13 protein-coding genes are annotated in these 10,603 nt (G+C 45.9%); 6 read left to right on the top strand and 7 right to left on the bottom strand.

Annotation, left to right across the window (positions count from 1 at the left end; all coding sequences use genetic code 11):
- From F8H35_RS01235 to F8H35_RS01255, 5 genes are all read right to left on the bottom strand, one after another.
- Nucleotides 1–144, bottom strand: a 144-nt coding sequence (locus tag F8H35_RS01235) for a GTP-binding protein (RefSeq protein WP_472571754.1), incomplete at its 3' end; no start/stop codon positions are given.
- Between the two features lie 123 nt (nucleotides 145–267).
- Nucleotides 268–2,370: an elongation factor G gene (gene fusA, locus F8H35_RS01240; RefSeq protein WP_472571755.1), complete on the bottom strand. Its 2,103-nt coding sequence runs from the start codon at nucleotides 2,368–2,370 to the stop codon at nucleotides 268–270.
- Between the two features lie 23 nt (nucleotides 2,371–2,393).
- Nucleotides 2,394–2,864 (bottom strand): 30S ribosomal protein S7, encoded by a 471-nt coding sequence (gene rpsG / locus F8H35_RS01245; protein ID WP_472571756.1) that lies wholly within the window; start codon nucleotides 2,862–2,864, stop codon nucleotides 2,394–2,396.
- A gap of 17 nt (nucleotides 2,865–2,881) precedes the next feature.
- Complete coding sequence (gene rpsL / locus F8H35_RS01250; protein WP_283400838.1) at nucleotides 2,882–3,262, bottom strand: 30S ribosomal protein S12; 381 nt, start codon at nucleotides 3,260–3,262, stop codon at nucleotides 2,882–2,884.
- Between the two features lie 130 nt (nucleotides 3,263–3,392).
- Nucleotides 3,393–4,505 carry a mechanosensitive ion channel gene (locus F8H35_RS01255; protein WP_472571757.1) on the bottom strand — a complete coding sequence of 371 codons (1,113 nt, stop codon included), beginning with the start codon at nucleotides 4,503–4,505 and terminating at the stop codon, nucleotides 3,393–3,395.
- Between the two features lie 117 nt (nucleotides 4,506–4,622).
- Between F8H35_RS01255 and topA the strand changes: the two genes are divergently transcribed.
- The 3 genes from topA to F8H35_RS01270 are packed head-to-tail and all read left to right on the top strand — an operon-like array spanning nucleotide 4,623 to nucleotide 7,839.
- Nucleotides 4,623–6,722 carry a type I DNA topoisomerase gene (gene topA, locus F8H35_RS01260; protein ID WP_472571758.1) on the top strand — a complete coding sequence of 700 codons (2,100 nt, stop codon included), beginning with the start codon at nucleotides 4,623–4,625 and terminating at the stop codon, nucleotides 6,720–6,722.
- Nucleotides 6,719–7,201: a metallophosphoesterase gene (locus tag F8H35_RS01265; RefSeq protein ID WP_472571759.1), complete on the top strand. Its 483-nt coding sequence runs from the start codon at nucleotides 6,719–6,721 to the stop codon at nucleotides 7,199–7,201. The genes topA and F8H35_RS01265 overlap by 4 nt, the downstream gene beginning before the upstream one ends.
- Nucleotides 7,201–7,839, top strand: coding sequence for a carbonic anhydrase (locus tag F8H35_RS01270; RefSeq protein ID WP_472571760.1), 639 nt, complete (start codon nucleotides 7,201–7,203; stop codon nucleotides 7,837–7,839). The genes F8H35_RS01265 and F8H35_RS01270 overlap by 1 nt, the downstream gene beginning before the upstream one ends.
- Here F8H35_RS01270 and F8H35_RS01275 read toward each other — a convergent pair.
- Nucleotides 7,830–8,489, bottom strand: a complete 660-nt coding sequence (locus tag F8H35_RS01275; RefSeq protein ID WP_472571761.1) for a thioredoxin domain-containing protein — start codon at nucleotides 8,487–8,489, stop codon at nucleotides 7,830–7,832. The genes F8H35_RS01270 and F8H35_RS01275 overlap by 10 nt on opposite strands.
- Before the next feature lie 30 nt (nucleotides 8,490–8,519).
- Here F8H35_RS01275 and F8H35_RS01280 point away from each other — a divergent pair, with 30 nt between their 5' ends.
- From F8H35_RS01280 to acpP, 3 genes are read left to right on the top strand one after another with little or no spacing between them, the layout of a single operon-like run.
- Complete coding sequence (locus tag F8H35_RS01280; RefSeq protein ID WP_472571762.1) at nucleotides 8,520–9,002, top strand: DUF2391 family protein; 483 nt, start codon at nucleotides 8,520–8,522, stop codon at nucleotides 9,000–9,002.
- 31 nt (nucleotides 9,003–9,033) lie between these two features.
- Nucleotides 9,034–9,762, top strand: a complete 729-nt coding sequence (gene fabG / locus F8H35_RS01285; RefSeq protein ID WP_472571763.1) for a 3-oxoacyl-[acyl-carrier-protein] reductase — start codon at nucleotides 9,034–9,036, stop codon at nucleotides 9,760–9,762.
- A 49-nt stretch (nucleotides 9,763–9,811) separates the two neighbouring features.
- Nucleotides 9,812–10,045 carry an acyl carrier protein gene (gene acpP / locus F8H35_RS01290; RefSeq protein ID WP_132527748.1) on the top strand — a complete coding sequence of 78 codons (234 nt, stop codon included), beginning with the start codon at nucleotides 9,812–9,814 and terminating at the stop codon, nucleotides 10,043–10,045.
- 30 nt (nucleotides 10,046–10,075) lie between these two features.
- On the opposite strand, the gene F8H35_RS01295 is transcribed toward acpP, so the two are convergent.
- Nucleotides 10,076–10,507 carry a histidine kinase gene (locus F8H35_RS01295; RefSeq protein WP_472571764.1) on the bottom strand — a complete coding sequence of 144 codons (432 nt, stop codon included), beginning with the start codon at nucleotides 10,505–10,507 and terminating at the stop codon, nucleotides 10,076–10,078.
- Nucleotides 10,508–10,603: the final 96 nt, after the last annotated feature.

Below are 10,603 nucleotides of genomic sequence, written 5' to 3' on the forward strand. Positions count from 1 at the left end.
GTCGTAGCCTACTTCCTGGGCCTTTCCCTGGAGGGCAAGGCAGTGGGTGATTGCTGCTGTGAGGGTCGTTTTTCCGTGGTCTACGTGACCAATTGTTCCCACGTTCTTGTGGGGTTTCGTCCTTTCAAATTTTTGCTTCGCCATGGTTATTCCTCCTGAAATCCATATTGGTTTTTAAAAGACCAAAAGCTTGCAGGCTGGTATTATATGCAAAGTTTCCCCTCTGTAAAGGGGAAAAAAGAAAAAGCCCCCAAAAGGGGGCAGAAGTTACTTGTTCCTCTCTCCTATTATCTGCTCGGCAACGTTTGGCGGAACTTCCTCGTAGTGGCTGAACCTCATTATGTAGGTAGCCCTACCCTGCGTCATTGAACGAAGGTCTGTTGCGTAACCGAACATCTCAGCAAGGGGAACTAATGCCCTGATAACCTGTGCGTTACCCCTTGCTTCCATTCCCTGAACCCTACCGCGGCGCTTGTTGAGGTCTCCAATAACGTCTCCCATGAACTCCTCAGGAGTTGTAACCTCAACTTCCATAATAGGCTCAAGGAGAACAGGGTTTGCCTTCTTGGCTCCCTCTTTGAAGGCGATGGAGCCAGCAATCTTAAAGGCCATTTCAGATGAGTCAACCTCGTGGTAAGAACCATCAAAGAGTGTGACTTTGATGTCTGTCATCGGGTAACCGGCAACAACTCCTGTTTCCATAGCCTCTTTGACGCCGGCCTCAACAGCAGGAATGTACTCTTTTGGAACGACACCACCCTTAATTGTCTCGTGGAACTCAAAGCCTTTTCCGGGCTCTAAAGGTTCAATCTTGAGCCAGACGTGACCGTACTGACCTCTACCACCTGTCTGCTTGATGAACTTTCCTTCGGAAGTAACTTCCTTTTTGATTGTCTCTCTGTAGGCAACCTGAGGTTTACCTACGTTAACGTCAACGCCGAACTCACGCTTCAAACGGTCAACGATGATCTCAAGGTGGAGCTCCCCCATTCCAGAGATAATCGTCTGCCCTGTCTCGTGGTCCATTGAAACCCTAAAAGATGGGTCTTCTTTTGCAAGCTTCTGAAGAGCAATTGAGAGCTTCTCCTGGTCTGCCTTAGTCTTTGGCTCAACAGCAACGGAGATAACCGGCTCAGGGAATTCCATAGCCTCAAGGAGGATTGGGTGCTCAGGGTCGCAGAGGGTATCTCCAGTGTAAGTTTCCCTAAGACCAACGGCTGCAGCGATATCCCCAGCACCAAGAACCGGAATCTCCTCACGCTTGTTGGCATGCATACGGAGGATCCTGGCAAGACGCTCTTTCTTATCCCTTGTAGCGTTGTAGACGTAGGAACCTGATTCCATAAGGCCTGAGTAAACCCTCACGAAAGTAAGCTGACCGACGTAAGGGTCTGTAAGGATCTTAAAGGCGAGGGCTGCAAACGGAGCATCATAGGAGGCAGGTCTCTCTTCCTCCTCTCCAGTTTTTGGGTTAATTCCTTTAATCGGAGGAATGTCAAGTGGAGATGGGAGGTAGTCTACAATTGCGTCAAGGAGTGGCTGAACTCCCTTGTTCTTGAAAGCAGAACCGCAGAGCATGGGGAAGAACTGGAGCTCTATCGTTCCCTTCCTGAGGGCAGCCTTAATCTCGTCTTCAGTAATCTCCTCGCCCTCAAGGTACTTCATCATTATCTCTTCATCAACGTCGGCCAGAGCCTCAAGCATCTTCTCACGCCACTCCTCAGCAACGGGAACGAGGTCTTCAGGAATATCCTCGTAGTGATACTTAGCTCCGAGTGTCTCCTCTTCCCAGATGATTGCCTTCATTGTGATGAGGTCTACAACTCCCTTAAACTCATCCTCAGCACCGATTGGAACCTGAACGGGAACGGGCTTTGCGCCTAACTTCTCCTCAACTTCACCAACAATCCTGAAGAAGTCTGCACCGATACGGTCCATCTTGTTAACGAAGATTATCCTTGGAACCCTGTACTTGTCTGCCTGACGCCATACGGTTTCTGTCTGTGGCTGAACACCGCCAACGGAACAGAGGATAGTTACTGCACCGTCAAGAACACGGAGAGAACGCTCAACTTCAATTGTGAAGTCAACGTGTCCGGGAGTGTCAACGATGTTGATACGGTGGTCTCTCCAGAAGCAGGTCGTTGTAGCAGAGGTAATTGTAATACCCCTCTCCTTCTCCTGCTCCATCCAGTCCATCTCGGCCGCACCTTCGTGAACCTCACCTATCTTGTGGATACGGCCGGTGTAGTAGAGAATACGCTCTGTAGTTGTTGTCTTACCGGCGTCAATGTGGGCAATAATTCCTATGTTCCTGACCTTTTCAAGGGGAACCTTAATCTGTTTTATGAGAGCCTGTTGCTTGCTCAACTTCTCCTCCTGAATTGAGTTACTTACCACCTGTAGTGGGCAAAGGCCTTGTTAGCCTCAGCCATCTTGTGGGTGTCCTCTTTCTTCTTGAAGGCACCACCCCTTTCGTTGTAGGCATCAATAAGCTCGTTTGCCAGCTTGTTCACCATTCCGCGCTCAGAACGAGCACGTGCAGCGTCCACGATCCACTTTAAGGCCAGGTGGATCTGTCTTTCAGGCCTTACTTCCATCGGAACCTGGTAGGTTGCACCACCAACACGGCGTGGACGTACTTCCATGAGCGGTTTTACGTTTTCAACAGCCTTGTGGAAAACCTTGAGAGGGTCTTCTCCGAGTTTCTCCTTAATGATGTCAAAGGCACCGTAAACGATCTTTTCGGCCTTACTTTTCTTACCGTCTTTCATAACCTTGTTGATGAGCTTTGCAACGAGTTTGTCACCGTAAACTGGGTCTGGAAGTATTTCCCTCGGTGGAACTGGTCCTTTCCTGGGCATGTCACTCCTCTCCTAAATTATTTTTTCTCCTTAGGTCTCTTCGTTCCATACTTGGAACGGGACTGTCTTCTTCCCTCAACACCTGCAGCGTCAAGGGCTCCTCTGATAATCTTGTAACGAACACCTGGAAGGTCTTTAACCCTTCCACCCCTTACGAGAACAACGGAGTGCTCCTGAAGGTTGTGTCCGATACCGGGGATGTAGGCTGTTACCTCAATGCCGTTTGAGAGCCTTACCCTTGCAACCTTACGGAGAGCAGAGTTGGGCTTCTTAGGCGTGGTTGTAAATACCCTTACACAGACTCCCCTCTTCTGAGGGTTCCCCTGAAGAGCTGGAGCCTTTGAGCGCTTTACCTTCTTCTCGCGCCCTTTCCTAACCAGCTGGTTAATTGTGGGCATACTACTCCTCCTTATGTAGTTTGACGGGCTGAATATAAGCAAAGGGGAAAGAGTTTGTCAAGGAAAGGATAGGCAGGAAGAAAAATAGGAATTGACGAGAAAAGGAGGAAGGGGAGCTCCCTCCCCACCATTACTCTTTATCAGACTTTGTCAGCTTTTTGAGAACTTCTGCCGCAAAATCCTTACCGCCAAGCCCAAAGGCAAGGGCAAAGGCAAGGCCTACACCGAAGCAGATGGAGAGAACGACAATCTCAATTATTTGAGGTGATACTCCAACGTAAGGAAGGGCAATGAAAACAGCAGCGGTAATAAAGGCTACTTTAATAGTCTTTCCAAGGGTTTTGTTCTCAATCCTCTTCTCAAAAACATTTCCAAGGTAAGCACCGACAAAGAGGATAACAGAAGCAACAACAAGCTTAAAGGCAATAACCGTAAACTGATAGGTGAGCTGGTAGAGGGCCCCAGCCTCAAGGTAGTGGAAAGCCTGAGACAGACCTAAGAGAACGGCAAAAGTAAGAATTGTGTACTTAACGAGGTCTGCAAACTTAAGTTTATCCGAGGAGATTCCTATCTCTTTGGCAATCTCATCAATGTTCAGCTCGTCAACGATCTTCGCAGTGATATCTGCAACAATCTTTCCAACGTAGAAAATGATTCCAAAGACGATTAACGCAGCAACAATCTTTGGAATGGCATCAAGGATCGCCGTAAGCATAGAGACAGCAGGAGCTGTAATGGCGTTGATCTGAAGGGCGTTGAGTGCAGCAATAATCACAAAGAGGAGGATGAAGATGTAGACGAGGTTTCCGAGGGCTCCCCCAAGGTCTTCAATTCCGTACTTCTTGCCAAGCTCCTCAAGCTGGAAGGTCTCAACTAAGGAGTTTGTAAACTCTTTAGCAATCTTCGCAAGGAGAATCCCAACAACTAAGATTACCGTTGCTCCGATAACGTTGGGAATGTAGGAAGCGACTTTGTTAAGGAGATCTAAGAAAGGTTGTGTAACATACTTAAGGCCAAGGGCTTCAAGAACAGCAACAACCGTGATGAGGAGAATCAGGTAGTAGACGAGGCTTCCCGCACTATTTACAAACTCCTCCTGCTCCTTCAGAGATTCCAGACTGCCAAGGAGCTTTGCAGTTATCTTCTTACCGATAACGGCAGCTATGTAACCTACAACGGCTATCACCACTGCTTTAAAGGCCATCACTGCGTAAGGCATGATGGCAGCCGTAGAGAGCTCCATTTTCCACCTCCCTTCGTTTTGTTCAATTTTTCCGAGCACAGATAAGTTATAACTTTTGACTACAAAGTCCAGTAAACCTAACTTAAACTTCCGCCAGATTTCATAAGGAGTTAGAGAATGGCGAAGAAAAAGCTGCTGATAGTTGAGTCTCCGGCAAAGGCCAAAACGATACAGAAGTATCTTGGAAAGGACTTCATAGTTAAAGCCTCTATGGGGCACGTTATAGACCTTCCGGAAAAGGAGTTTGGAGTAGATATAGAAAAGGGATTTAAACCGAAATTTGTAACAATAAAAGGAAAAGACAGAATATTGAAGGAGATAAAAGAGGCAGCAAAGAAGAGCGACGAGATCTACCTTGCAACAGACCCGGACAGGGAAGGAGAAGCCATAAGCTGGCACATAGCCAACGCCCTGAAGAGGGTAAAGAAAGACAACATCTACAGGGTCCGTTTTCACGAAATAACGAAAAAGGCCATTCAGGAAGCCGTTAAGAACCCGGATAAGATAGATGAAAACAAGGTATACGCCCAGCACGCAAGGAGAATACTTGACAGAATAGTTGGATATACCATCTCTCCGCTTCTTTCCAGGAAGTTTAAGAGAGCTCTCTCTGCAGGAAGAGTCCAATCGGTAGCGCTAAGGCTCATCTGTGACAGAGAAAAGGAAATAAAAAAGTTCATTCCCAAGGAGTACTGGACGGTTGAGGGAGTTTTCAGCAAAGAGAATATGGAATTCCCAGGGAAGCTCTGGGCGGTAGATGGAAAAAAGCTTGACAAGTTTGACATCCCCAATGAAAAGGCGGCAAACGAACTTGTTGAGAAGGCTAAAAAAGCTCCATTCAGAATAACAAAAGTTGAAAGAAAAGAGAGGAAAAGGAAACCCTTACCGCCCTTCATTACTTCAACACTCCAGCAGGAGGCCTCTAAGAGGTTCGGCTTTCCCGCAAAACTGACGATGCAGATAGCCCAGCAGCTCTACGAAGGTATAGACTTGGGAAATGAAAGGGTTGGTCTCATAACCTATATGAGAACAGACTCTACACGGGTTTCAGATGAAGCAGTAAAAGAGGTGAGGAAGTTCATAAAAGAAGAAATTGGAAAAGAATACCTGCCTGCAAGGGCAAGGAGCTACGAATCTAAGAAACCCTCTTCAGCTCAGGACGCCCACGAGGCCATAAGGCCAACATCTGTTTACAGGACCCCTGAAAGTGTAAAACCCTACCTGACTCCCGAGCAGTTCAAACTCTACGATCTCATCTGGAGGAGGTTCGTTGCCTCTCAGATGAAGGATGCCGTTTTTAACACAGTTTCTGTTGATATAGAGGGAAACGGTCTCACCTTCAGATCTACCGGTTCAACGCTTAAAGAGGAAGGGTTCCTGAAGGTTTACCCGATAGAGTTTGAGGAAAAACTCCTGCCTGAACTAAACGAAGGTGAAATTGTTGAAGCAAAGGAGATAAAGGGAGTTCAGCATTTTACAGAACCTCCTCCCCGCTACACTGAAGGAACCCTCGTTAAAGCCCTTGAGGAAGAAGGTGTTGGAAGGCCGTCAACCTACGCGACGATAATCTCAAACATCATCCAGAGGGGATATGTAGAGAAGGAGAAGCAGAAGCTGAAACCGACAGAGCTTGGTGAGTTTATTAACTCTCTCCTCAAAAAACTTTTCCCCAAGGTTGTTGACGTTAAGTTCACAGCCTCCGTTGAGGAGGAGCTTGACAAGATAGAGGAGGGAGTGAAGAACTGGAGGGAGCTCCTTTCAGAGTTCTACTTCGGAGAGTTCAAGGATCTTTTAGAGAGGGCAAGAGAGGAACTTAAAGGTGTTAAGGGGGAAGAGGTTGGAAGAGAGTGCCCCGAGTGTGGAGCTCTCCTCTTAAAAGTCCACGGTAGATACGGAACCTTTATAGCCTGCTCAAACTACCCTCAGTGTAAATACAAGGAAAGCTTAAAAGAGGAGCCACAGAAAACGGGAGAGAAGTGCCCTGAGTGTGGTGGAGACCTTGTTATAAAATCTGGTAGGTTCGGTAGGTTCATAGCCTGTTCAAACTATCCACAGTGTAAATACACAGCCCCTGTTACCTACGGAAAGTGCCCAAAGTGTGGAGAGGGAGAAGTAGTTGAAAGAAGAAGCAAAAAGGGAAAAAAATTCTACGGCTGCAGCAGATACCCTGAGTGCGACTACGTCTCCTCAAAACCACCTAAAGGGAGCAAAAAATGAAAGTTGCAGTTGTTTCAGACTCCCACGACAACCTTGAGAAGATAAGAAAGATGGCAGAAATAGTTAACGAGAGAGGAGTGGAGCTCCTCATCCACTGCGGAGATTTCGTCTCCCCGTTTGCAGTAAAAGAGCTCTTAAACCTGTTGAAGTGCGACTTCTTGGGAGTTTTCGGGAACAACGACGGAGAGGTTGCGGGCCTCTTAAAGGTTTCAGGAGGAGTAATAGAGAAACCGCCTGTGGCAAAACTGATAGACGGCCAGAGGTTTGCTGTAATGCACGAGCCCCTGTTCGTTGATTCACTCGCAAAATCTGGAGACTTTGACTTTATCCTCTACGGCCACACCCACGAGGTAGACGTGAGGGTTGTAAACGGGTGCCAGATTGTGAACCCGGGGGAGCTCTGCGGCTACCTGACGGGAAAGAGCACCTTTGCTATACTTGATACCCAAAAGCTGACGGTAGAGGTTTTAGAGGTCTAATGAGCCCGGCAAAGGTAATAGAGAAGCTCCTTTTAAGGGAGTGTAGAGTAAAGGAACCTTTAAACCGGTATGAATCCTGCATCATCTGTGCCTCAAGTGTGGTCTGGAGAATATCTACTCTCTTTCCAGAGGGTTTCATAATCTCCAACGCAGCTGCACAGGTCTTTCCAAACCTCGCCTCAATCTACTACGCAGTGAAAGACTTAAACGTTCCCCTCATAGCCGTTGTCGGAACCACTGCCGTTGACCTTGAAAAGCTCATTTCACTTCCGGTTCAGTCGGCAGAAATTGAGTTCAAACTCCTCAGAAAAACCTACGAGGAGAATGCAGAAATACTACTCTCACTTTACGATAACCCTAAACTCCTGAACGCCGCCCTTATGGAAATAAACGTAGATAACCAAATTGAAAAACTCCTCTCTATTCCAGAAATCAGGGAACCGATAGAACAGAGAAAACTTGCCGTTTGCGGTTTAGTTTTAGATGAAGACAACCTTTATGGAGACCGACCAAACTTCTACCTCATAAACTTTAATGGAATAAGCGACCCGGACGAAATAAGAAACTTGCCAGAACTTGAAGAAATACCGGAATCTGTAAGGAAACAGAAAATAAAAAGAATCCACGTTCAGTTCTGAGATAGAAACCTTTTCAGCCCATCAACTCCGACGATAACTTCTCCATCCTCAGTTATGAAAACAGGAGTTCCCGTAATGCCTAACTTCTTCAGCTTATCTTCAACGCTCCACACCTTCAGCTTTCCCAGAGAACAGAGCTTAAAGGGGGGCTTCAGCTTAAAGAACCTCTCCCCAGCTGCATTCTCGCAGTAGGATGAAACTGCAGCCTCAAACTCTGGACCTTCAAAACCTACCGGAACGAAAAAGAGCTTAAACCGCTTCTCAAGCTCCTTTAAGAGTTTTCTGTTATCCCTGCAGGCCCTGCACATAGGATTTGTAAAAACAAGGAGCTCCTCTCCTCTACCAACAGAGAAGAGAGCTTTTCCTTTAAAGAAGTTAAACTCCTTTTCTGAAATCCGAAGAGAGGGAACTTCCAGAAGAACACCCTCTATAAGGAACCGCCCGTCTTTAGAGAGGAAAAAGGTATCGCCAGAAGCGGTATCAACCCTGCAGGCGTTAAAGGGTTTCAAAAAGGCCACAGACTTAACAGCAACGGGGAACTTTAAAACTCTGTTTAAAATAGACTGAACCTCTGGAATAGACGGGCACTCTGCCCCAAACAGAGCAGTTGACCACAAAAAAAGCAGAACCATAAATATTAGACTTCTCATAGCAGAACCTATTTTACCAGAGAGGAAACGTTGGAAGAGAAAGAGATAGAAAAAATTGAGAGGGAGCTCCACCAGATAGAAGAGCAGATAAACGCCCTGAACAGGAAGTTAGAGAAAGAGGAAACAAACCTGAAGTTTTCAGACATCGTTCAAGAAGCAGCAGGAGCCGCCCTTTTAGCCTTCCCCTTCGCCGCAAGTGAGGACGTGTGGGAACTCTCTCGGAAAATGTCCCTTCCACATGCACTCTTCCTGTTAGTTCTAACCATCATAGGGCTATACATCGTTATAAAGTTCGGGAAAATCGGCAGCTGGAAAGTTCAGAACGTAGGGGGAATACTTCCCTTAAGGCTCCTAACAATAACGGCAATCTCCCTCACAATCTCTGCTCTGTCCCTCTTAATCCTGGGAGTCTTCCCCTCAGTGATCAACAACTCAGAGTGGTTCTTTAAAGCCACAGTTCTGGTCTTCCTCTTCTCAACGATGGGCAGCTTCGGTTTAGATGCGGCAAAATGAGATAATTAAAAAAACCTGCAAGGAGGGAAGTGTGTTTGAAGAACTTAAGGGCACAGTAGTTTTGATTACAGGAGGAACAAGAGGAATAGGAAAAGCCATTGCAGAAGCCTTTAAAAAAGCAGGAGCCACAGTTTACATAACGGGAACAAACAGAGAAAGGACAGAAGCAGTTGCACAGGAGATTGGAGTAAAGGGCGTAAAAATGGACGTAACAGACAGGGAAGAAGTTAAAAAAGTGGTAAGTGAAATAACCGAAAAAGAGGGAAAAATTGACGTTCTAATAAACAACGCAGGAATAACGAGAGACACCCTCTTTCTCAGAATGAAAGATGAAGACTGGGACGCCGTTATAGACACGAACCTCAACGGCGTTTACAACGTTACAAAAGCCGTTGTTCCTTTAATGGTTAAAAAGAGGAAAGGAGTAATCATAAACATCTCGTCGGTTGTAGGTTTCACAGGTAACATTGGTCAGGTCAACTACTCAGCAACAAAGTCGGCACTTATCGGTTTTACAAAATCCCTTGCCAAAGAGCTCGGCGGAAGGAACATCAGAGTTGTCGCCGTAGCCCCCGGGTACATTACAACAGACATGACAAAGGCAATACCGGAGAAAATTAAAGAGGAACTTCTTAAATCAATTCCTCTAAGGAGAGAGGGAGACCCCAGAGAAATTGCAGACGTATGTCTCTTCTTAGCTTCTGATATGGCTTCCTACATCACCGGAACAACAATCCATGTAAACGGTGGACTTTTCTAACGGGTTGCTTATAATTCCAGTTGGCTATAAAACCACAGGGAGGTTTAAAATGGAGAACATTGAACAAAAAGTAAAGGAAATCATAGCCGATAGGCTCGGAGTAGACCCGGAAGAGGTAACACCTGAAGCTTCATTTGTAGAAGACCTCGGAGCAGACTCCTTAGACACAGTAGAGCTTGTTATGGCTCTTGAAGAGGAATTCGGGATTGAAATTCCAGACGAAGACGCTGAGAAGATTCAAACAGTCGGAGATGCAATAGAGTATATTCAAAAACACCTATAAAACAAAAGCCCCCTTTCGGGGGGCTTTTTCCTAACTTACTTTTCGCTCTTTCTTCTTAAGGAGCTCCTGAGAAAGAATCAAACTCCTTCTGAGTTTATCAAGAGCGTTGTATATCTCCACTATATCCTTATCAGCAAGAGAACTCAACTTAACCTCTGACTGAAGATCCCCCTTAGCAAGAGATCTGGCATACTCTTCAAGAGCTCTATAATCCTTAGAGGCGGCAAGAGTGTAAACAAGGACAAGGAAAAAGAAGAAAACACTGATAACAGCTGCGTATATAAACAGGCTTTCAACAACATCTAAAGCTAACTTGCTTCCTGGAAACTTTTGAGACAAAGTGTAGTAAGCAGCACCTATAAACAGGAAAACGGTAATCCAGTAGAAAAGTGCCATTCTGATTGGATAGGCCTTATTAATCTCAAGATCCGAAAGGAAGAGAAATCTCAAAAGTTTCTTCATTTCTACACCCCCGAGTTAATTTTAACTTATTATAATTAGAAAAATTTGAAAATCAAGGATTATTTAGAATAATATAAATAATTCCTAACGTATAAA

The sequence above is a fragment of the Thermovibrio sp. genome, from assembly GCA_015488335.1.
Lineage (GTDB): Bacteria > Aquificota > Aquificia > Desulfurobacteriales > Desulfurobacteriaceae > Balnearium.

What these genes read in the sequence shown, in the direction of transcription:
- rpsG (WP_472571756.1), bottom strand. Translation starts at nt 2,864, where the DNA reads ATGCCCAGGAAAGGACCAGTTCCACCGAGGGAAATACTTCCAGACCCA.
- F8H35_RS01295 (WP_472571764.1), bottom strand. Translation starts at nt 10,507, where the DNA reads ATGAAGAAACTTTTGAGATTTCTCTTCCTTTCGGATCTTGAGATTAAT.
- rpsL (WP_283400838.1), bottom strand. Translation starts at nt 3,262, where the DNA reads ATGCCCACAATTAACCAGCTGGTTAGGAAAGGGCGCGAGAAGAAGGTA.
- topA (WP_472571758.1), top strand. Translation starts at nt 4,623, where the DNA reads ATGGCGAAGAAAAAGCTGCTGATAGTTGAGTCTCCGGCAAAGGCCAAA.
- acpP (WP_132527748.1), top strand. Translation starts at nt 9,812, where the DNA reads ATGGAGAACATTGAACAAAAAGTAAAGGAAATCATAGCCGATAGGCTC.
- F8H35_RS01270 (WP_472571760.1), top strand. Translation starts at nt 7,201, where the DNA reads ATGAGCCCGGCAAAGGTAATAGAGAAGCTCCTTTTAAGGGAGTGTAGA.
- F8H35_RS01275 (WP_472571761.1), bottom strand. Translation starts at nt 8,489, where the DNA reads ATGAGAAGTCTAATATTTATGGTTCTGCTTTTTTTGTGGTCAACTGCT.
- F8H35_RS01255 (WP_472571757.1), bottom strand. Translation starts at nt 4,505, where the DNA reads ATGGAGCTCTCTACGGCTGCCATCATGCCTTACGCAGTGATGGCCTTT.
- F8H35_RS01265 (WP_472571759.1), top strand. Translation starts at nt 6,719, where the DNA reads ATGAAAGTTGCAGTTGTTTCAGACTCCCACGACAACCTTGAGAAGATA.